Source organism: Mesorhizobium sp. CNPSo 4689 (genome assembly GCF_057784325.1).
Genome location: NZ_JBWLUZ010000009.1, coordinates 79,773 through 99,289, shown reverse-complemented (window position 1 = coordinate 99,289; position 19,517 = coordinate 79,773). Strand labels below are relative to the sequence as shown.

At 64.2% G+C, this 19,517-nt stretch carries 20 protein-coding genes; 8 read left to right on the top strand and 12 right to left on the bottom strand.

Going from position 1 to position 19,517, the window contains the following annotated elements; translation table 11 throughout:
• Positions 1-90 precede the first annotated feature (90 nt).
• Together AC04SI_RS15370 and AC04SI_RS15365 are read left to right on the top strand one after the other, a co-directional pair.
• Positions 91-855 (top strand): HpcH/HpaI aldolase family protein, encoded by a 765-nt coding sequence (locus tag AC04SI_RS15370; protein WP_404278928.1) that lies wholly within the window; start codon positions 91-93, stop codon positions 853-855.
• Between the two features lie 13 nt (positions 856-868).
• Complete coding sequence (locus AC04SI_RS15365; protein WP_488474436.1) at positions 869-2,086, top strand: NAD(P)/FAD-dependent oxidoreductase; 1,218 nt, start codon at positions 869-871, stop codon at positions 2,084-2,086.
• Between the two features lie 81 nt (positions 2,087-2,167).
• Here the strand turns inward: AC04SI_RS15365 and doeB are convergent, their stop codons facing one another.
• The 10 genes from doeB to ehuR form a co-directional block, all read right to left on the bottom strand.
• The gene (gene doeB / locus AC04SI_RS15360) at positions 2,168-3,169 is read right to left on the bottom strand and encodes a N(2)-acetyl-L-2,4-diaminobutanoate deacetylase DoeB (protein WP_404278932.1); all 1,002 of its coding nucleotides are present in this window, start codon (positions 3,167-3,169) and stop codon (positions 2,168-2,170) included.
• Positions 3,170-3,174: 5 nt separating this feature from the next.
• Positions 3,175-4,353: an ectoine hydrolase DoeA gene (gene doeA / locus AC04SI_RS15355; RefSeq protein WP_404278934.1), complete on the bottom strand. Its 1,179-nt coding sequence runs from the start codon at positions 4,351-4,353 to the stop codon at positions 3,175-3,177.
• Between the two features lie 38 nt (positions 4,354-4,391).
• On the bottom strand, positions 4,392-5,384 hold the full coding sequence (eutC, locus tag AC04SI_RS15350) for an ectoine utilization protein EutC (RefSeq protein WP_404278936.1): 993 nt from the start codon (positions 5,382-5,384) through the stop codon (positions 4,392-4,394).
• Positions 5,381-6,373, bottom strand: a complete 993-nt coding sequence (gene eutB / locus AC04SI_RS15345) for a hydroxyectoine utilization dehydratase EutB (RefSeq protein ID WP_404278938.1) — start codon at positions 6,371-6,373, stop codon at positions 5,381-5,383. Before eutB ends, eutC begins: the two co-directional genes overlap by 4 nt.
• 4 nt (positions 6,374-6,377) lie before the next feature.
• Entirely contained in the window at positions 6,378-7,151 is a 774-nt protein-coding gene (gene eutA / locus AC04SI_RS15340) for an ectoine utilization protein EutA (RefSeq protein ID WP_404278940.1), read from the bottom strand.
• A gap of 6 nt (positions 7,152-7,157) precedes the next feature.
• Positions 7,158-7,817: an ectoine/hydroxyectoine ABC transporter permease subunit EhuD gene (gene ehuD, locus AC04SI_RS15335; RefSeq protein ID WP_404278942.1), complete on the bottom strand. Its 660-nt coding sequence runs from the start codon at positions 7,815-7,817 to the stop codon at positions 7,158-7,160.
• Positions 7,817-8,476, bottom strand: a complete 660-nt coding sequence (gene ehuC / locus AC04SI_RS15330; protein ID WP_404278944.1) for an ectoine/hydroxyectoine ABC transporter permease subunit EhuC — start codon at positions 8,474-8,476, stop codon at positions 7,817-7,819. Before ehuC ends, ehuD begins: the two co-directional genes overlap by 1 nt.
• 167 nt (positions 8,477-8,643) lie before the next feature.
• The gene (gene ehuB / locus AC04SI_RS15325; RefSeq protein ID WP_404279056.1) at positions 8,644-9,477 is read right to left on the bottom strand and encodes an ectoine/hydroxyectoine ABC transporter substrate-binding protein EhuB; all 834 of its coding nucleotides are present in this window, start codon (positions 9,475-9,477) and stop codon (positions 8,644-8,646) included.
• A 147-nt stretch (positions 9,478-9,624) separates the two neighbouring features.
• Complete coding sequence (gene ehuA, locus AC04SI_RS15320; RefSeq protein WP_006206685.1) at positions 9,625-10,410, bottom strand: ectoine/hydroxyectoine ABC transporter ATP-binding protein EhuA; 786 nt, start codon at positions 10,408-10,410, stop codon at positions 9,625-9,627.
• A 158-nt stretch (positions 10,411-10,568) separates the two neighbouring features.
• Positions 10,569-11,954 (bottom strand): MocR-like ectoine utilization transcription factor EhuR, encoded by a 1,386-nt coding sequence (gene ehuR, locus AC04SI_RS15315; protein WP_404278946.1) that lies wholly within the window; start codon positions 11,952-11,954, stop codon positions 10,569-10,571.
• Positions 11,955-12,037: 83 nt separating this feature from the next.
• Here ehuR and AC04SI_RS15310 point away from each other — a divergent pair, with 83 nt between their 5' ends.
• The 5 genes from AC04SI_RS15310 (at position 12,038) to AC04SI_RS15290 (ending at position 17,303) form a co-directional block, all read left to right on the top strand.
• Positions 12,038-12,529 (top strand): Lrp/AsnC family transcriptional regulator, encoded by a 492-nt coding sequence (locus AC04SI_RS15310; protein WP_120013821.1) that lies wholly within the window; start codon positions 12,038-12,040, stop codon positions 12,527-12,529.
• A gap of 128 nt (positions 12,530-12,657) precedes the next feature.
• Positions 12,658-14,151: an NAD-dependent succinate-semialdehyde dehydrogenase gene (locus tag AC04SI_RS15305; RefSeq protein ID WP_488474435.1), complete on the top strand. Its 1,494-nt coding sequence runs from the start codon at positions 12,658-12,660 to the stop codon at positions 14,149-14,151.
• Positions 14,152-14,184: 33 nt separating this feature from the next.
• Positions 14,185-15,564, top strand: coding sequence for an aminotransferase (locus tag AC04SI_RS15300; protein ID WP_488474434.1), 1,380 nt, complete (start codon positions 14,185-14,187; stop codon positions 15,562-15,564).
• Positions 15,565-15,573: 9 nt separating this feature from the next.
• Positions 15,574-16,683 carry an alcohol dehydrogenase family protein gene (locus AC04SI_RS15295; RefSeq protein WP_488474433.1) on the top strand — a complete coding sequence of 370 codons (1,110 nt, stop codon included), beginning with the start codon at positions 15,574-15,576 and terminating at the stop codon, positions 16,681-16,683.
• A gap of 344 nt (positions 16,684-17,027) precedes the next feature.
• Positions 17,028-17,303, top strand: a complete 276-nt coding sequence (locus tag AC04SI_RS15290; protein ID WP_404278956.1) for a hypothetical protein — start codon at positions 17,028-17,030, stop codon at positions 17,301-17,303.
• A gap of 16 nt (positions 17,304-17,319) precedes the next feature.
• Here the strand turns inward: AC04SI_RS15290 and AC04SI_RS15285 are convergent, their stop codons facing one another.
• Together AC04SI_RS15285 and AC04SI_RS15280 are read right to left on the bottom strand one after the other, a co-directional pair.
• Positions 17,320-17,583 carry a hypothetical protein gene (locus AC04SI_RS15285; protein ID WP_404278958.1) on the bottom strand — a complete coding sequence of 88 codons (264 nt, stop codon included), beginning with the start codon at positions 17,581-17,583 and terminating at the stop codon, positions 17,320-17,322.
• 309 nt (positions 17,584-17,892) lie between these two features.
• Positions 17,893-18,330: a hypothetical protein gene (locus tag AC04SI_RS15280; RefSeq protein WP_488474432.1), complete on the bottom strand. Its 438-nt coding sequence runs from the start codon at positions 18,328-18,330 to the stop codon at positions 17,893-17,895.
• A gap of 441 nt (positions 18,331-18,771) precedes the next feature.
• On the opposite strand from AC04SI_RS15280, the gene AC04SI_RS15275 reads away from it, so the two are divergent.
• A complete protein-coding gene (locus tag AC04SI_RS15275; RefSeq protein ID WP_488474475.1) occupies positions 18,772-19,296 on the top strand; it encodes a transglutaminase-like cysteine peptidase in 525 nt (174 codons plus the stop codon).
• Positions 19,297-19,517 lie beyond the last annotated feature (221 nt).

The following is a 19,517-nucleotide window of genomic DNA, read 5'->3' as shown; positions in this document are numbered from 1 at the left end:
ACGGCCTGCAAGATCTGTTGCGGCCCGATGCAGGTATGATATATGACATCATACAAATTTCAATCCATGTTTTACCGGAGTCTGGCGAAAATGCAGGAGCGCCCAAATCCTTTGAAGGCGGCCGTGGCTGACGGACAGCCGCATATCGGCCTGTGGTGTTCGCTGGCGTCCGCCCTGACTACGGAGGTGGTCGCGGGCTCCGGCGCGGGCTGGCTGCTGATCGATGGCGAGCACAGCCCGAACGATTTGCGCAGCGTGATGGCGCAGCTCCAGGTGCTTGGCGGCTTTGCCTGCGAAGGCGTCGTGCGCCTGCCGTCGGACGACCCAAACCTGATCAAGCAGGCAATGGATATCGGCGCCCGCAGCCTGATGATCCCGAATGTGCGCTCGGCGGACCAGGCCCGCGCGATTGTCGCCGCGATGAGCTACGCGCCTCTCGGCTTCCGCGGCTTCTCCGTCGGCCATCGCGCCAATGCCTTCGGCCGCGTCGCAGGCTATCATGCCAATGCGCGCAAGCAGCAGTTGCTGGCCGTGCAGATCGAATGCGAAACCGGCGTTGCCAACGCGGTAGATATTGCTGCGGTGGACGGCGTCGACGTCCTCTTCGTCGGCCCCGGCGACCTGTCGACCAATATGGGCGCCATGGGAAATCCCGGCGCCGAGCACGTGCAGCAGGCGATTTCGTCGGTGCGGCAGGCGGCCGCCAGGGCCGGCAAGGCAAGCGGCATCCTGGCGCCCGTGAAGGCCGATGCCGACCGCTATATTGCGGATGGCTTCACCATGGTCGCGGTCGGTTCGGATCTTGGCCTTCTGGCGCGCGGCTCCGACGCCCTGATCGCTTCCTTCAATCACTGACGAAAAGCGCGCCATGGCCATTCCGCCCTACAAAACCCCTGCCCGCACCGGCTACGACATCGTCATCGTCGGTGGCGCGGCGGTCGGGTCGTCGATCGCCTACTGGCTCAGCCAGGCCCTCGGCACAAGCGCATCGATCCTGGTGGTCGAGCGCGACAGCAGCTACGAGTTCTCCTCCACAGCGCTGTCCACCAGCGCGATCCGCCAGCAATATTCGAACCCAATCAACGTCAAGATCAGCCAGTTCGGCATCGAGATCATCCGGGGCTTTGCCGAGCGGATGGCGCCCTTCTTCAAGGGCGAGCCGGCGCCCGATCTCGGCTTCCGCGAACATGGCTATCTCTATTGCTGCTCACCCGAGGGAGTCGAAGCGGCCCGTGCGCGCGTCGACCTGCAGCGTAGCCTCGGCGCCCACACTCTGTTCCTCGAGCAGGGCCCGTTGAAGGACCGCTTTCCCTGGCTCAACGTCGAGGATCTCGGCGGCGGCGCCTGGGGATCGCGCGACGAAGGCTGGTTCGATTCGATGGGCCTGCTCAACGGCTTTCGCCGCGCCGCGCGCGGCTCAGGCGTGGAGTACGTGGACAACGCGATAACCGGACTGGACGTCGCGGACGGAAAGGTCGTCGCGGCAAGGCTGGCGACCGGCCAGACCATCTCGTGCGGAACCCTTGTCGATGCGGCCGGTCCGCGTGCCCAGCAGGTGGCCGCCATGGCAGGGCTGTCGATCCCGGTCGCGCCTTACAAGCGATACAGTTTCGTCTTTTCGAGCGCCACGCCGATCCCCGGCCGGATGCCGAACGTAATCGACCTCTCAGGCACGTTCGTGCGGCCGGAGGGGGAGCTTTTCCTGACCGGCAACACGCCGCTCGACGATGGCCCGGCGGACTACGACGATTTCGAGATGCATCATGAGGAATTCGAAGAGCGGATCTGGCCTGCGCTTTGGCATCGCATTCCTGCGTTCGATGCCTTGAAGGTCCAGACAAGCTGGACCGGCCACTATGAATACAACATGCTGGACCACAACGGCATCGTCGGCTTCCACCCTGAGGTGACGAACTTCATGTTCGCCAACGGGTTCTCCGGGCATGGATTGCAGCAATCGCCGGCTGTCGGCCGCGCTGTATCCGAACTGATCGTTCACGGCGCCTTCCAGACGCTCGACCTGTCGCCTTTCGGCTATGAACGGATCCCACGCAACGAGCCTTTCCTCGAGGAAGCGGTGATCTGAATTTCCGAATTGCGCGGGCGCGTCAGCGAAAGATCCGTGTACGACGATTGCTCGGCCCTGACGGGCCTTCATCGGAGATCATCAACCGACCAACACGGCCACGACGGCTGCACAATCGCCGGCCTTGACCAAGCCAGGAAAATGCCGCGCCGCCAGCAAGCCCGACATCCTGGCCCTGATCTCGTGCGGCGCGACACCGGTACGGCCGACGGAATGGATGCGGGCCAGCACCTGCCCCTCTTCCACCTTCTCGCCGAGATCTACCATCGTTTCGATCATGCCGTCGTCCTCGGCGAAGGAGAAGCATTCGCCCGACGGCATATCCAGCCATTGGGTTCTGACCTTCTCGACCGCACCAGAAACGATGCCGGCATGGCGCAGTAAATTGAGCACGCCGCGCCGGGCAATCCGCACGGTCTCCGCGCGGGACGTCCCGCCACCGCCCAACTCGGTGGTGATGAACAGCTTGCCCATCTCCTCGGCGGCGGTGTCGAACATGCCGACCGCGTCGATCTCCAGCATCTTCATCGACCACGGTGCCGAGAACGCCTCGACCGCGTCAAAACCCTTGGCTTCCAGCACCTTGTCGGGGCGGATGTGGGCGGCGCAGAACGGCACGAAGTCGAGCGTCCTGCCACCGGAATGGAAATCGAGCGCGATGTCAGTGCGAGGCAGAAGCTCGCGCTGGAAGTAGTCGGCGATCTTTTCCGTCACGGTGCCGTCGGGGCGGCCGGGGAAGCTGCGGTTCAGATTACCCTTGTCGATCGGCGAGGTGCGCGTGCCGGCGCGGAAGGCCGGATAGTTCATCGCCGGCACGATGATCACGGTGCCGCTGACCTCTTTCGGGTCGAGCGTGCGGGCAAGGTCATAGAGCGCCAGCGGCCCCTCATATTCGTCGCCGTGGTTGCCGCCGGTAAGCAGCGCCGTCGGCCCCTTGCCGTTGCGGATGACGCAGATCGGGATCATCACAGAACCCCAGGCGGAGTCGTCGCGGCTGTAGGGCAAGCGCAGGAAACCGTGCTGGACGCCGTCGCGCTCGAAGTCGACGGTCGGCGCGATCGGCGACGGACGAAGACTGGACATCGGGCTCAATCCTTCACCACCAGTTTGCGTGGCACATTGGCCAGGCACTCGACGCCCGCCTCGGTGATCAGGATCGACTCGGTGATTTCGAGACCCATCGTCTCCAGCCACAGGCCGGTCATGAAGTGGAAGGTCATGCCGGGCTTGAGCTCGGTGCGGTCGCCGGGGCGCAGGCTCATCGTGCGCTCGCCCCAGTCCGGCGGATAGGACAGGCCGATCGGATAGCCGGTGCGGTTGTCCTTGACGATGCCGTACTTCTTCAAAACGGCGAAAAAGGCGTTGGCAATGTCCTCGCAGGTGTTGCCGGGCTTGGCCGCGGCAAGGCCGGCCTCCATGCCTTCCAGCGTCGCCTTCTCGGCATCGAGGAATTCCTGCGTCGGCTTGCCGAGAAAAACCGTGCGCGACAGCGGGCAATGGTAGCGATTGTAGCAGCCGGCAATCTCGAAGAAGGTGCCCTCGCCCGACTTCATCGGCTTGTCGTCCCAGGTCAGATGCGGCGCCGAGGCATCGGCGCCCGATGGCAGCAGCGGCACGATCGCCGGATAGTCGCCACCAATACCGTCGACGCCGCGCGTGCCGGCGTCATAGATTTCGGCGACGAGATCGCATTTGCGCATGCCGACCTCGATTGTGTCGACGATGCGCTGGTGCATGGCTTCGACGATGCGGGCGGCCTTGCGCATATAGTCGATCTCGGTCGGGCTTTTGACCGCGCGCTGCCAGTTGACCAGCGCGGTAGCGTCGACGAAACGGGCATTGGGCAGGTGCTTTTGCAGCGAGGCGAAGGCAGCCGCCGAGAACCAGTAATTGTCCATCTCGACGCCGACGGTCAGCTTGCCCCAGCCGCGATCGGCAAGCACGCTGGCCAAAAAATCCATCGGATGGCGCTCGGTCGACTGCACATAGTGGTCGGCGTAACCGACGATGTTGTCGTGGGCGAGGTAGGCGGTGCGTTTGGCGCCATTAGCGTCCTGGCCGCGGCCATACCAGACCGGCTCGCCCGACGGCGGTACGATGACAGCTTGATGCACATAGAACGACCAGCCATCATAGCCGGTCAGCCATGCCATGTTGGAGGGATCGCTGACGATCAGGAGATCGACGCCTTTGGCCTCCATGGCCTTCCGGGTCTTGGCGAGGCGCTCCGCATATTCGCCGCGCGAGAATTTCAGGTTTGGCTGCATTGTTCTTGATCCTCGTTTTTTGGGCCTCGCGGCCAGTATCAGCTTTCGAAAATGGTTCCGGCGTTGGCGGCCCGTGCGCGGTCGCGAGCCAGTGTGGCAATTGCGGTGTCCTGCACACCGGTGCCGGTCAGGTCGGCAACAGTGATGTCGCTGGCCGAGCGCCGGCCGTGCTTTTCGCCGGCGATGATCTGGCCGAGTTCGGTGACATCGGCGTCGGCTTCCATCACGCCGGCGGCGATGGCGTGATGCAATTCGCCGAGACGCCGGGTCTGCTTGGCGCTGTCGGCGACATAGAGATCGGCCATGCGCAGGATCGCCGGCGCGATCTCGTTCTTGTGCTCGGCGTCCGAGCCCATAGCGGTGATGTGCTGGCCGGCCACAATAAACCCGGCCTTGATCAGCGGCTCGGTCGACGGCGTGGTGGTGACGATGATGTCGGCGCCGGCAGCCGCCTTTGCAGCATCGGGCTCGGCGCGCACGATGATGCCCAGCTTCTTGCGTAGGCCGGCCGCGGTGGCTTCCGCCTTGGCGGCATCGCGCGCCCAGATGCGGGCTTCTTCGATCGGCCGCACCAGGCGCAACGCTTCCAGTTGCAGCCCGGCCTGCACACCGGCACCGAAGATCGCGGCAACGGAGGAGTCCGGCCGCGACAAATGCTTGGCCGCCACCGCCCCGGCGGCGGCAGTACGGACATCGGTCAGATAGCCATTGTCGAGCAGCAATGCTTCGACCAGTCCGGTCTTTGACGACAACAGCACCATCATGCCGTTGACGCTGGGCAGGCCGAGTTTTGGGTTGTCGAAGAAGCCGGGACTGATCTTGATGGCGAAGCCGTCAATGCCCGGCACGTAGGCGGTCTTGACGTCGACCTCGCCGCGATGCTCGGGGATGTCGAGACGCAGGATCGGCGGCATCGCCACCGGCACGGTGGCAAGCGCGCGAAAGGCATTTTCGACACAAGCGACGGCGTCGAGATCGAGTTTCACGATTGTGCGCAGTTCGGCCTCGGTGAGGATGGTCATCCGGCTCATGCGGCACGCTCCACGGTTGATGGCACTTCACCGCAGACGATCCTCCGGTGCAGCGTCATGTCGATGTTGCGGCCGGATAGGATGAGCACCGTGGGGCCGCTGGCTTTGACTTTGCCGGCAAGCAGCGCGGCGATGCTGACCGCACCGGCGCCTTCGACGATCTCTCGTTCCTGCTCATAGGCGTGACGGATCCCGGCGGCGATCTCATCCTCGCTGAGCAGCACGACATCGTCGAGCAGGTCGCGGCACATGGCAAAGGTCAACCGGTTGTCGCGGCCGATGCCGCCGCCAAGCGAATCCGCCAGTGTCGGCAGTTCCTCGACCTCGACCGGGCGGCCGGCATCAAGGCTCGCCTTCATCGCTGCGCCCCGCGCCATCGAAACGCCGATGACCTTTGTCCTCGGGCTGACGCCCTTGACGGCAGCCGCAACGCCCGAAGCCAACCCACCACCGGACAGCGGCACCAGCACCGTTGCCGCGTCCGGAACCTGCTCGATGATCTCCAGACCCAGCGTCCCCTGCCCGGCCACGATGTCAGGATGATCGAAAGGCGGCAGCATGACCAGGCCTTGTTCGGCGACCAGCTTCTCGACTTCCTGCTGCGCGTCGTCCTGGCTGTTGCCGACGATGCGGATGTCGGCGCCGAGGCGGCGGATGGCGTCGAGCTTGTTTTCGGGCACCAGCCGCGACATGCAGATCACCGCACGCAGGCCTTCGAGCTTTGCCGCATGGGCGAGCGCCCGGCCATGATTGCCGGTCGAGGCCGCGACAGCACCGCGCAACTTCTCTTCAGGGCTTAGCGAGGCGATGGCGTTCGAGGCGCCGCGCAGCTTGAAGCTGCCGGTGGTCTGGCGGTGTTCGAGCTTGAGGTAAACCGGTGCACCCAAGTGCTCGGAAAGACTCAGGGAAAGCGCGGTCACCGTTTGCTCGACCTTGCCGGCAATGCGGTCGCGCGCTGCGCGAATATGCTGAAGCGTGACCTCTGTCATCTTATCAACCAAGCGGCAGCGTCATCAGCCGGCCGAATTCGGGACGCTGCTTGTCGTCGCCACAAAGTCGCAGGCAGTTCCAGGCACTGGCCTGGTTGCTGGTGACAACGGGGAGACCGATCGCCTGTTCCATGCCGGGCACCGCAAGGGCTGCCCGCAGTGCCGTGCAGGAGACAAACAACGCATCGGCCTCTGCATGCGTTGCTTCCCGGGCCAGTTCGACCAGCGAGGCCGGCGCAATACGCGCCATCTCGCGGTCGTCCTCGAAGCCAAGACAAGTGAAGCTCAGTATGTCAAAGCCGCGCTCGGCGAAATAGGTCGCCATCGGCCGGCTGGTCTCGACGGTGTATGGGGTGAGGATGCTGATCCTTTTCGCGCCCAGCGCTTTCAGCCCACGCACGCCAGCCATGGGTGGCGTCACCACCGGTACGCCCGGCTTGGCGACCTGCACCGCTACCTCGATCTCGGCATCGCCGATCACCACCGAGGCCGAAGTGCAGGAATAGCAGATGGCGTCGAGCGGCTCGTCCGGCAGGATCAGCGCCGCGCCGGCCGACAGCTCCGGCTGCATCTTGCGCAAATTCTCCGGCGTGGTCGGATTCTTGTAGGGGATGCGGGCGATATAGACGCCGATCCTGTCGCTCGCCACCATGCGGCGGAAATCCGGTTCGCTGGTGTGGTCGGTGGCAAGGATGATCAGGCCGACGCGCTTCTCCAACGGACGCGCGTCGAGCGCCGGCCTGGTCGGCATCAGTCTGATCTCGGGCAGCGGTTTCATGAAAAGCTACCTTTCGATCTTGCCGTAGCGATGTTCCAGCCAGCGCAGCAGCACGACCGAGAACAGGCTGATGACGAGGAAGAAGGCGCCGACCAGGGTCATTGGCTCGATGTAGCGGTAGTAGGTGTTGGCGACGCTCTTGGCCTGGTTCATCAGCTCCAGCACGGTGATCGCCGAAAGCAGCGGCGTCTCCTTGAACATGGCGATGAAATAATTGGCCAAAGCCGGGATCATCGGAGGGATTGCCTGCGGGATGATAATGTGGGTCCAGGTCTGGCCGGCGCTCAGATTGCAGGCCTTGGCGGCTTCCCATTGGCCGCGCGGCACATTGTCGATGCCGGCGCGATAAACTTCCGCCGTGTAGGTGCCGTAGTGCAGCCCGAGACCGATGATGCCGGCAACCAGCGGCGGCAACAGGATGCCGAAATCCGGCAGCACGTAGAAGATGAAATAGAGCTGCACCAGAAGCGGCGTGCCGCGGATGAATTCGGCAAGGAAGCCGACGCTGCGCGATACGGCCCGGTTCGGCGAGCGCCGCGCCAGCGCGATCGCCAGGCCGACGATCGCCGCCAGCACCGAGCCTAGCAGCGTCGCCAGGATGGTGATCTTCACCCCCTGGATCAGCGTCGGCAGGATCTCTCTGACAAAGTTCCAATCCCAGTCCATTACACGCGCACTCCGTCGAGGCCGCGCGCCATGCGGCGTTCCAGCGAGCGCACGCCCCAGGAGATGATGAGCGCCAGCACGAAATAGATGACGAGAATGGTGGTGAACGGCATCAGCGTGTTGCCGGTCTGCGAGCGCACCACCTGCGCCTGGAAGGTGAGGTCGGCGAGCGAGATCAGAGAGACGACCGAGGTCGCCTTGAGGAGCTCGATGGCGTTGTTGCCGAAGGTCGGCAGCATGACCAGCAGCGCCTGCGGCAGGATGACATGGCGCATGCCTTGCCAGCGGCCGAGATTGAGCGCGATGCAAGCCTCATACTGCTCGCGACCGACCGACTGGATGGCGCCGCGCACCACTTCAGCCGCATAGGCACCGACATTCAAGCCCAGCGCCAGCACGCCGGCCTGCAGCGGCGTCAGCGATATGCCGGCAAGAGGCAGCACGAAATAGACCCAGAACAGCTGCACGAAGATCGAGGTGCCGCGGAAGAATTCGATGTAGGCGGTGGCGAGCGCCCGCAGCACGAAGAAGCGCGACAGCCGCCCCATACCGGCGAGAAAGGCCATGATCAGAGCGAGCACCGACCCCATCAGCGTCAGCTCGATGGTGACAAGCGCTCCCTGCAATATCAGACCGAGATAGCCGGACCACTGGGTCATCTGGGTTCCAACGTTGGCGGTTCTTGGGTCCTTCTCCCCGTTCACGGGGAGAAGATGCCGGCAGGCAGATGAGGGGCAGCGCGAACCAACCGAAGTATGGTGCCGCCCCTCATCCGGCTCTTCGAGCCACTTCTCCCCGTGAACGGGGAGAAGGAAGTAGGCGCGCCCTACTTCGCGGCGCAGAGCTTGTCGCGCGTCGTCGACATCGCCGCTGCTGCCGAGAAGCCGTAGGGCTCGATGATCTTGGCGAACTCGCCCGACTTCTTCAGCTTGGCAAGCTCGACGTCATAGGCGTCGCGCAGCGCCTCGTCGCCCTTCTTGAAGGCCGCACCATCGCAATAGACCGGCGCGCCCTGCACCGGGGCGATGACTTCGAGGTTCGGATCGTTGGCCTTCTTGACCAGGTCGTTGATCGACAGGACGGGGAGCGAATAGGCATCGATGCGACCGTCCTGCAGCATCTTCAACCCGCTCTGGCCGTCCGGCACGACGATGACGCGCTCGCGCGGCACGCCGGCATTGAGCGCCAGCTTCTCCTCGGTACCGCCGCCCGGCGCGCCGATGGTCGCGGTCGTGTCCCTGGCGACATCCTCATAGCTCTTGAAGCCCTTCGGGTTGCCCTTCTTGACCAGCATCGCCTCGGCATCGCACAGCACCGGCTCGGAATAGGCGACCGCCGCGCAGCGCTCCGGCTTCATGAACAGGCCGGCGGTGACGACGTCGAAGCGGCCGGCTTGCAGGCCGGGGATCATGGCGCCATATTCTGAGATCGAGGCGACGATATCGCCGACGCCGAGGCGCTTGAAGATCTCGCGCGCCACGTCGGGGGCCGCGCCCGAGACCTTGCCGTCGGCGGCGACCGCCGTATAGGGCGGCTCGTTGGCGATGGCGACGCGGGCAAAGCCCTGTGCCTTCAACTGCTCGAGCTTGCTGTCGTCGGCCGAGCCGGCGCTCGAGGCGGCAAGAACGGCCGTCAGTGCAAGGCCGGCGACGCCGGCCAGAATGCCAAGTTTTTTCACTGTTCCCAACTCCTTGTTCTGTCTTCTCGGTTTGCTCGATTTGGGCGTTTAAGCCCTGAGGACGGCTTCGCCGCCTCTAAGGACGACTTCATCGCCTCGGGACGGCGTTCGCCGCCCGTTGCATAGCGGTCAGACACGGTGTCCGGCCGCGATGATCTTCTTCAGGAACCCCTGCGTGCGCTCCTGCTTGGGGTGGCGGAAAATCTCGTCGGGCTTGCCTTCCTCGACGATCCTGCCGCGGTCGAAGAACAGCACCCGGTCGGCGAAGTCGTGGGCGAAGCCCATCTCGTGGGTGACCAGAAGCATCGTCATGTCGGTCTCGGCGGCGAGCTTGCGCATGACGTTCAGCACCTCCTCGACCAGCTCAGGGTCGAGCGCCGAGGTGACTTCGTCGAACAGCATGATCTTCGGCGACAGCGCCAGTGCGCGGGCAATCGCCACGCGCTGCTTCTGGCCGCCGGAAAGCTGCGCCGGCATCGCCTTCGCCTTGTCGGCCATGCCGACCATCTCAAGCAATTCCATCGCCCGCTTCTCGGCGGCGGCGCGCGCCACACCCTTGGTCAGCATCGGCGCCAGCGTGACGTTGTCCATGACGCATTTGTGCGGAAACAGGTTGAACAGCTGGAAGACCATGCCGATCTTCTGCCGCATCTTCGCCAGATGGCGCTCGTCGGCGGCCAGCAGCTGTCCGTTGCGCTCCATGTGATAGAGCTGTTCGCCGTCGATCTGGATATGGCCGCCGTCGATCTTCTCCAGGGTCATCAGGATGCGCAGGATGGTCGTCTTGCCGGAGCCGGACGGGCCGATCAGCGCCAGCTTCTCGCCGGGCATGACCTGCATCGACAGGCCGTCCAGCACCTTGAAGGCGCCGAAGCTTTTCGAAATGGCGTCGACCTTGATGATGGGTGCGGGCAATCAATTTCCCCGTTCTGGAGAAGCCTATGCCCTTAACGATGCGGAACGCGCGAAATCATGTCAATTAGGAAAATAATATCATGACAATATTTCCGGCGCCGCCCAATTTCAGGGCAATCTGTGCCCAAAAGCGCGCTGCGGTTTTTAGGCGGTATGCATCAGATAGCAAGCAGGAGATGTTCCGGATCGCCAAGCAGAAGCTTGGCGACAACGCTCAGGCCCGCGCGCAGTTCCCCTTCGGTGGTCGATCCCAGCGAGATGCGCACGGCGGGGTGCCAAGGCGCGTCGGCAATGCGGAAGGATGTTCCCGGCGCAATCGCCACCCCTTGCAGACGGGCCTGCGAGACAAAGCTCTCTTCGGCGCGGTCGCCGGAAAGCTCGAGCCACAGATGCAGCCCGTCGCGGTGGACGCGATAGTCGACGCCGGCCAGCACTTCCGCGGCGATATCCTGGCGCCGCCTGAGCGCGTCACGCTGCCAGCGCACCAACTCCATCGCCGTGCCGTCGGTCACCCATTTCGTGGCGATCTCGGCTACCAGCGGCGTCGCCATCCAGTTGGAAACGAGATGGCGGTTGGCGACGGCGGCGACATAGCGGTCGGGCGCGGCGAGATAGCCGATGCGCAGGCCGGGCACGGTGATCTTGGTGAAGGAGGTGACGTAGAGCGTGCGCTCGGGCGCGAAGGCGGCGACCGGCGGCGGCCGGTTCTCGACCAGTGGGCCGAGCACATCGTTCTCGATGATGGCGATGTCGTGCTTGCGCGCGACCGCGGCGATCTGCTCCCGCCGCACGGCGTCCATCAGCGTTGCCGTCGGGTTGATCACCGAAGGCTGCACGAACACGGCGCGGATATCGGAGAGCCTGCAGGCTTCGTCGAGCGCTTCCGGGATCAGGCCGTTGCCATCGATCGGCAGACCCTCGAGGTTGAAGCCGAGGTAACGGGCGAGCGGCACCAGCGTGTGGTGGCCGATGGCCTCGGTGGCGACCGTCGAGCCGGGCGGCGCCACGCTCATCAGCGCCACGGTCATGCCGGCGGTGGCGCCATTGGTCAGGCTGATGTTCTGCGGCGAGGCTTCGAGGCCGCAGAGCCTCAGCCATTCCACCGCCACCGCCCGATGGCGCGGGAACACCATATTCGGGCGGAACGACAACGCCGAACTCGACGGCAGGTTCTCGGCCAGCCAGCCCAGCGCCTGCTTCAGCCGTTCCAGATGCATCGGCTCGCAGACCGGCTTCAGGATCGAGAGGTCGATGACTTCGCCGAGCCGCTCCGGCAGATAGGGCGGCTCCGGCTCGCGGCGCTGCGTCTGCACGAAGCTGCCGCGGCCGATCTCGCCTGATATCAGGCCGCGGCGGATCAATTCCTCATAGGCGCGGCTGACGGTCTGCACCGACAGCTTCAGCTCGTCGGCCAGGCGGCGATGCGTCGGCAGCCGGGCACCGTTGGCCAGCCGCCCGTCATGGATGGCGCGGGCGAACTGGTCGGCGAGCGACTGGTAGGCCGGGCGGCGAATGAGCGCGGGATCGGGTTGCCACAATGTCATGACTTATTAGAGATCGAAATCAGTGCAATTGACAATCGAAATCATGCGCCCCCATGGTGGCGTGCAGCAAAAAGTGGACGCCCATGGCCGCAGCCAAACTCGATCCGATCGACCTTAAAATCCTCGACGCCATCCAGCGCGACGGGCGCATCACCAAGCTGGCGCTGGCCGACAAGGTCGGCCTGTCGCCGACGCCGTGCTGGATGCGGCTGCGCAAGCTGGAAAAGGCGGGCATCGTTTCGGGCTACCATGCCTCGATCGCCATGCGCGCCGTCGCCCCGGTCGCCACCGTGCTGATGGAGGTGACATTGGCCAGCCACCGCCAGGCCGACTTCGACCGCTTCGAGCGGGTCATCCGCGACATTCCGGAGATCGTCGCCTGCTGGTCTGTCGGCGGCGGCGTCGACTATGTGCTGAAGGTGATGGCGCGCGACATCGACGCCTATCAGCGGCTGGTCGACGCCTTGCTCGAACGCGAGATCGGCATCGACCGCTACTTCACCTATATCGTCACCAAGACGGTAAAGGACGAGACGGTGCTGCCGGTGGCCGATCTGCTGCCGCTGCAGGCGTGAGACGGAGAGATCGTCTGGTTCGCGGGGCGAATAGAGACAATCTCTCTACGCGCCGGCGGTGAAACAGTCTCTCTGTCTGCCCCGCGCGAATAGTCTTTCCGCATCGCCTCGGCACCGGGAGACCATCGATGTCCGCGCATTTTGCCCGCCAGTTGCGCCATGAAGCGCTCGACCGCCTCGCCGACCGCCGGCTGCTGCGCGCCCTCGCCTATGTCGACGGCCACTGGACGGCAAGCGAGGCAGCGGAGAGCTTTGAAGTTACCGATCCAGCGACCGGCGCCACCGTTGCCTTCGTTGCCGCGCTCGATGCCGGACAGACGACAAAAGCGATCGATGCCGCCGCGCGCGCCTTTCCGGCCTGGCGGGCGCTGCTGCCGCAGGAGCGGTCGAGGATCTTGCGAAAATGGTTCGAGCTGATCCTTGCCGCCAAGGAGGATCTGGCGCTGCTGATGACGCTGGAGCAGGGCAAGCCGCTGAAGGAGTCGCTCGGCGAGATCGACTACGCCTCCTCCTTCGTCGAGTGGTATGCGGAAGAGGCAAAGCGCCTCAACGCCGAGAGCGTCACCAGCCATTTGCCTGGCGCCGAGATGATGGTGCGGCGTGAGCCGCTCGGCGTGGTCGGCGTCGTCACGCCGTGGAATTTTCCGTCGGCGATGCTGACGCGCAAGGCTGCAGCGGCACTTGGCGCCGGCTGCACCATTGTTGCGCATCCCTCTTCTGAAACGCCGCTGTCGGCGCTGGCGTTGGCCGAACTCGGCGAGCGCGCCGGCCTCCCCGCCGGTGTCTTCAACGTCCTCACCGGCAATGCGCGGACCATCGTTGGCGCCATGTGGGCCGATGCGCGCGTCCGCGCCATGAGCTTCACCGGCTCGACCGAAATCGGCCGGCTGATCGCCGCGCAGAGTGCGCCGACGATGAAGCGGCTGGTGATGGAGCTCGGCGGCCACGCGCCGCTGATCGTGTTCGACGACGCCGATGTTGAAAAGGCAGTGGCGATCGCGCTCGACGCCAAATTCGCCACCTCCGGCCAGGACTGCCTGGCCGCCAATCGCATCTATGTGCAGCGTCCGGTCTACGATCGTTTCTGCGCCGCCTTCGCCAAGCGAATCGAGACGCTGCGGACGGGCAATGGTCTGGCTGATGAAACCGACATCGGACCGCTGATGCACGAGCGTGCCGTCAACAAAGTCGAAGAGCAGGTCGTTGACGCCCTTGCCCTCGGCGCGCGCTGCCTGGCGGGCGGCAAGCGCCATGCGGCGGGGCCGCTGTTCTACCAGCCAACGCTGCTTGTGGATGTGCCCGACGAGGCGCTGATCATGCGCGAGGAAACCTTTGGTCCGGTCGCGGCGGTGACGCCGTTCGTCGACGAGGAGGAGGTCATCTCGCGCGCCAATGCCACTGAGTACGGTCTCGTCGCCTATGTCGTGACCGAGAACGGTGCCCGGCAGCTGCGCCTGGGCCGCGCGCTCGACTACGGCATGGTCGCCATCAACCGGGTGAAGATCACAGGCGCGCCGATCCCGTTCGGCGGCGTCAAGCAGTCCGGCATCGGCCGCGAAGGGTCTCGCCACGGGCTCGAAGCCTTCACCGATCTCAAATACCTTTGTCTCGATGTAGCCTAGGCTGCGCCGACCTTCCTTTCAGGAGTCAAAAAAATGCTCGAACAGTCCAACGAACTCGCCGCCTGGGACCGCGACCACTTCTTCCATCCCTCGACCCATATGGGCATGCACGCGCGGGGTGAATCGCCGGCCCGCGTCATGGCCGGCGGCGAAGGCGTCACCGTCTGGGATAACAATGGCAAGAAGAGCATCGATGCCTTTGCCGGCCTCTATTGCGTCAATGTCGGCTATGGTCGCCAGAAGATATCGGATGCGATCGCCGCCCAGGCCAGGAACCTCGCCTACTATCATGCCTATGTCGGCCACGGCACGGAGGCCTCGATCACGCTTGCCAAGATGATCATCGACCGCGCGCCAAAGGGCATGAGCCGCGTCTATTTCGGCCTTTCCGGCTCCGATGCCAACGAGACCAACATCAAGCTGATCTGGTACTACAACAACGTGCTTGGCCGGCCGGAGAAGAAGAAGATCATCTCGCGCTGGCGCGGCTATCACGGCTCCGGCGTGATGACCGGGTCGCTGACCGGGCTCGACCTGTTCCACAACGCCTTCGACCTGCCGCGCGCACCGATCCTGCATACCGAGGCGCCCTACTATTTCCGCCGCGTCGACCGTTCACAGAGTGAGGAGCAGTTCTCGCAGCACTGCGCCGACAAGCTCGAGGAGATGATCCTGGCCGAAGGCCCGGAAACAGTCGCCGCCTTCATCGGCGAGCCGATCCTCGGCACCGGCGGCATCGTGCCGCCGCCGGCCGGCTATTGGGACAAGATCCAGGCGGTGCTGAAGAAATACGACGTCCTGCTGGTCGCCGACGAGGTGGTGACCGGCTTCGGCCGGCTGGGCACGATGTTCGGCTCCGACCATTACGGCATCAAGCCAGACCTCATCACCATCGCCAAGGGCCTGACCTCGGCCTATGCGCCACTTTCGGGCGTCATCGTCGCCGACAAGGTGTGGCAGGTGCTGGTCCAGGGTTCCGACAAGCTGGGTTCCCTCGGTCACGGCTGGACCTATTCGGCGCATCCGATCTGCGTTGCCGCGGGTGTCGCCAATCTCGAACTGATCGACGAGATGGATCTGGTGAAGAACGCCGGCGAGACCGGCGCCTACTTCCGCACCGAGCTTGCCAAGGCCGTCGGCGGCCACAAACATGTCGGCGAAGTTCGCGGCGACGGCATGCTGGCGGCGGTCGAGTTCGTCAAGGACCGCGACGACCGCGCCTTCTTCGATCCATCGCAGAAGATCGGTCCGCAGATCGCGACAACACTCGCCGAACGCGGCGTCATCGGCCGCGCCATGCCGCAAGGCGATATCCTCGGCTTCGCACCGCCGCTGTGCCTGACCCGCGAGGAAGCCGACATCGTGGTGGCGAAGACCGCCGATGCGGTGAAGAGCGTATTTGCCAATCTCTGATATCGACCCTTGAACGCCATGACCAAAAACCTCCCCGCCACCATGGCCGCCGTGCTGCTCACCGGGCATGGCGGACCGGAAAAGCTCGTCTACCGAACCGACGTGAAGGTGCCCTCGCCGGCTGCAGGCGAAGTGCTGGTCAAGGTCAGTGCCTGCGGCATGAACAACACCGATGTCTGGGTGCGGCAGGGCGCCTATGGCACCGAGGAGGATGCGGCGGCGGTATCAACTTGGCGGCGCCAGGGCAACACGCTGACCTTCCCGCGCATCCAGGGTACCGATACGGTCGGCACCATCGCCGCCGTCGGCGACGGCGTCTCGCCTGACCGCGTCGGCGAGCGGGTGATGGTCGATTTCTCCATCTACAACCGCGACGACGATTCACTCGCCGACATCGACTATATGGGCCATGGCCGTGACGGCGGCTATGCCGAGTACCAGGCGGTGCCGGCCGAGAACGCACATGTCGTCGATACCGAAATGAGCGACATCGAACTCGCCACCTTCTGCTGCGCCTATCTCACCGGCGAGCAGATGCTGGAGCGCGCCGCGCTGAGGGCCGGCGAGCGGGTGCTGGTGACAGGTGCCTCCGGCGGCGTCGGGTCGGGCATCGTGCAGCTGGCGCGTGCGCGCGGCGCTATCCCCTATGCCGTCGTCGGCAAGGGCAAGGAGCAGGCGGTGCTCGATATCGGCGCCGAGGCCGTCATCACCCGCGGTGTCGCCGATCTGCCGGCCGCCGTGAACGAGGCGACGGGCGGCAAACCGATCGATGTCGTGGCCGACCTGGTCGGCGGCGCCATCTTCAACGACCTCTTGCGCATCCTCAGGCCCGAAGGTCGCTACACGACGGCGGGCGCGATCGCCGGTCCGGTGGTGCAGCTCGATCTCCGCACCATGTATCTCAAGCAGCTGCAGCTCCACGGATCGAGCCAGGGCACGCGCGCGGATTTCCGCCGCATCGTGCGCTACATCGAGGAGAAAAAGATCCGGCCGCTGGTCGGCGGCGTCTACAGGCTGTCCGATTTCCACAAGGCGCAAGCGGACTTCATCGCCAAGGATTTCGTCGGCAAGCTGGTGGTCGTTCCGGACGCGATGTGGAACGGGAAGACCTGTCTCTGAGCAATGGCAGGCTTTTGGCCGACTGCGCGACACTCAGCGTGGGGCGACAGTGAATGCCCGCGAAACGCAGCAGGAGCCGGCGCTCGCTGAGGTTGGCAGCCCCCTACCCAGACTGTCGGTCGTGGACCGGTAGCGGTTTCCTGCCCCTTCATGCCAGCGTGCCGCGCGTGCGGCACCGGCCCAACAGGTTTGTATCGTCCGCGCCTCAACTCGTTGGAAACGCCTGGTTTGCAGGCGGCCAACCGGCCAAAGGCCGACTATGTTGCCTGTTTCACAGTCAGCGTCACCGTTTCGTTACAGAAAAGAGCGACCTTAATGTACTCGGCAGGGAGTTCACCGTGGCTATGACGTACAAGACAGTTCAGGAAGCGCTCCGGGCGGCGGGGATTGTCATGAGCAAGAGGGGCGAAACCCATCGCATCAACTTCTTCTTCGGCCTCGAAGACACCGCGCACTACACGACAAGTCTTCAAGATGCCCTGGAGAAGGGATTGGCGATGGCGAGACGCCAGCGCAGTGTCAGGGTTGGTCCTGGTCCGCTCGCCTCGTTGGTCGAACCGATGCAACTGTCGAGATTGCAAAATGTCCGAGGCTCTCTCGGTCCCGGTTACGCCAGGTAGGACGGGCCCGGCTTGATCAGTTCAAGCTGGAGGCGCAGCGGACCAGCTCGACCAAATCGAGCATTTCGTCCCAATGTGGTGAAAGTTCGACTCCAAGGCCGGAGCCATAGGAAAGCAGGGAAAACTGGGTCGCCAGTTCTTCCTGAAAACGCAAGGCTTCAGCCGGGTCAGGGATTGAGGTAGTGGCCATCACCGCCAGATTGCGGCACTGCGCCTCGGTTTCAAGGCCGAGGCCGCCAACAATCACACCCAGTTCAACCATGATCGAGATCAGTCGCACAAAGCCCCTCCGGCCATCCTGCGCAACACGAACGACCAAAATCAATCACGACTGATCGGAAATGAAAAGCGCCGTTTCCGCGCAATCCCCAAATTTCCCCCGAGGTTAGCCGGCTGTCTGAAAAGGCCTGCGTCGGCACTAGCCACAATGCCGACAACGGCGGAGTTGGGATCACAGCCATCGGTTGCCGGCGGTTGGGCCCAAAGGATCTTGTCCGTCACGCGCCGCGGCGAAGGACCCAGACGACAAGGTGGGCGCCCATGCAGGCGCCCACCCCGAATTCCATTGGATTGCGGTGCGCTCGCGGGCTCAGCCGCCGCTACCGCCCGAGCCGCCGCTGCCGCCTGAGCCACCGGAACCACCAGAGCCGCCCGAACCGCCGCTACCGCCAGAACCGCCGCTACCACCAGAGCTGCCACCCGAACCGCCGTCGCCGCCCGAACCACCGCTGCCGCTGCCAGAGCCGCCACCCGAACCGCCGTCGCCGCCCGAACCACCACTGCCGCCAGAACCGCCGTCGCCGCCAGAGCCGCCTGAACCGCCGCTACCACCGGAGCCGCCCGAACCACCACCAGAGCCACCGCCACCATCGCCGCCGCCGTCGCCGCCACCATCGCCACCGCCATCGCCGCCGCCACCGGAGCCGCCGCCACCGGAGCCGCCTGAACCACCACTGCCGCCGGACCCGCCGCCTTCACCGTCGCTGAGAGCGGCTGCGATGAGAGCCGTCGTGATCGGTGGGCACATTGCGATTTGTGCACGGCTCAGAATACTGCTGCGATTGCTCGCGATGCAGCAAAGCGCGTAGTTGGCTTCCGTCAGCGGCTGGCATTGCGCAGCCGTCATCCGCGGTCTGGGGCCATTCTGTGCTGCTGCTGGGAGTACAAAAGTCGCCGCCACGAGGGCGGTTGAAACAAGCAAGGTTGTGCGAACCCTGCTCGCGCAGGTTGAGTACAGGTGCATTTCTTCCTCCTAAGGGAAAAAAGGCGCTCCCGTCCCCAAACTGGGCGCTATATCAAAGTTTCCGACCATCGGAAACATATTGTTAAGTATACATTGTTTTAGAACCTGTGCAAACGCTATTGGCGAGCGTTGATTTACCATATTCCTCGAGCATGATCTCCGACCGCGAACTCGAGGGGACGGAACGTGATTCGTTTGGCGGCGCTCATTGCCGCAGCCTTGGCCATGGCCGGCTGCAGTGAAACCATGCAAACCTCCGGCAGCGCGGCCATGATGGTCACCAAAGGCTATGCCTTTGCACCGCCCGCCTTTCGTCCCTTCTGCGCCCGGCAGCCACGGCTTTGCAGCACCGGCGGGCAGGTAAAGCAGGTTAAGCTCACACCGGCGCGCCGGGCTGAACTGCAAGCCGTGAACAGTTCTGTCAACGCCAGGATCAAAGAGCGGAGCGACGCTTCCGCCGGCAGCGCCGACGATTGGCGCATCCCGACGAAAGAAGGCGATTGCGAGGATTTCGCGATCCTGAAGAAGAGCGAACTCATGAAGCGCGGCTGGCCTGCCTCAGCCCTTCTGCTGACGGTCGTGACGCTTGGCGGTCAGGGACACACGGTGCTTACCGTTCGCACCGACAAGGGCGACCTGATCCTCGACAATCGCAGCGGCGCCGTCAGGAATTGGTCGCAGACCTCCTATCACTACTTTGCCCGGCAATCCCAGTCGCAAAACGGCAAGTGGACGCAGATCGACTCCTAAGTCAATTTCAGGAAAAGCGCACAGGGGTTCCGTCCGGAATTGCGCAAAAACAAACATTTATAGCAATTTTGGCGATTCAAAAGCTGAGCCGCTCCGGTCGGCTACCCGGGCCAAATAGGCTGTATTGCCTGCCGGTCTGACGGCAGGATTTCGCGCCTGGCTGTCTCGCGATCGCTCAATCCTTTGATCGTCTTGCAAGGCCAGTCCCGCCATGGGACCAT

What these genes read in the sequence shown, in the direction of transcription:
- AC04SI_RS15370 (WP_404278928.1), top strand. Translation starts at nt 91, where the DNA reads ATGCAGGAGCGCCCAAATCCTTTGAAGGCGGCCGTGGCTGACGGACAG.
- AC04SI_RS15365 (WP_488474436.1), top strand. Translation starts at nt 869, where the DNA reads ATGGCCATTCCGCCCTACAAAACCCCTGCCCGCACCGGCTACGACATC.
- doeB (WP_404278932.1), bottom strand. Translation starts at nt 3,169, where the DNA reads ATGTCCAGTCTTCGTCCGTCGCCGATCGCGCCGACCGTCGACTTCGAG.
- doeA (WP_404278934.1), bottom strand. Translation starts at nt 4,353, where the DNA reads ATGCAGCCAAACCTGAAATTCTCGCGCGGCGAATATGCGGAGCGCCTC.
- eutC (WP_404278936.1), bottom strand. Translation starts at nt 5,384, where the DNA reads ATGAGCCGGATGACCATCCTCACCGAGGCCGAACTGCGCACAATCGTG.
- eutB (WP_404278938.1), bottom strand. Translation starts at nt 6,373, where the DNA reads ATGACAGAGGTCACGCTTCAGCATATTCGCGCAGCGCGCGACCGCATT.
- eutA (WP_404278940.1), bottom strand. Translation starts at nt 7,151, where the DNA reads ATGAAACCGCTGCCCGAGATCAGACTGATGCCGACCAGGCCGGCGCTC.
- ehuD (WP_404278942.1), bottom strand. Translation starts at nt 7,817, where the DNA reads ATGGACTGGGATTGGAACTTTGTCAGAGAGATCCTGCCGACGCTGATC.
- ehuC (WP_404278944.1), bottom strand. Translation starts at nt 8,476, where the DNA reads ATGACCCAGTGGTCCGGCTATCTCGGTCTGATATTGCAGGGAGCGCTT.
- ehuR (WP_404278946.1), bottom strand. Translation starts at nt 11,954, where the DNA reads ATGACATTGTGGCAACCCGATCCCGCGCTCATTCGCCGCCCGGCCTAC.
- AC04SI_RS15310 (WP_120013821.1), top strand. Translation starts at nt 12,038, where the DNA reads ATGGCCGCAGCCAAACTCGATCCGATCGACCTTAAAATCCTCGACGCC.
- AC04SI_RS15305 (WP_488474435.1), top strand. Translation starts at nt 12,658, where the DNA reads ATGTCCGCGCATTTTGCCCGCCAGTTGCGCCATGAAGCGCTCGACCGC.
- AC04SI_RS15300 (WP_488474434.1), top strand. Translation starts at nt 14,185, where the DNA reads ATGCTCGAACAGTCCAACGAACTCGCCGCCTGGGACCGCGACCACTTC.
- AC04SI_RS15290 (WP_404278956.1), top strand. Translation starts at nt 17,028, where the DNA reads ATGACGTACAAGACAGTTCAGGAAGCGCTCCGGGCGGCGGGGATTGTC.
- AC04SI_RS15280 (WP_488474432.1), bottom strand. Translation starts at nt 18,330, where the DNA reads ATGTGCCCACCGATCACGACGGCTCTCATCGCAGCCGCTCTCAGCGAC.
- AC04SI_RS15275 (WP_488474475.1), top strand. Translation starts at nt 18,772, where the DNA reads ATGGCCGGCTGCAGTGAAACCATGCAAACCTCCGGCAGCGCGGCCATG.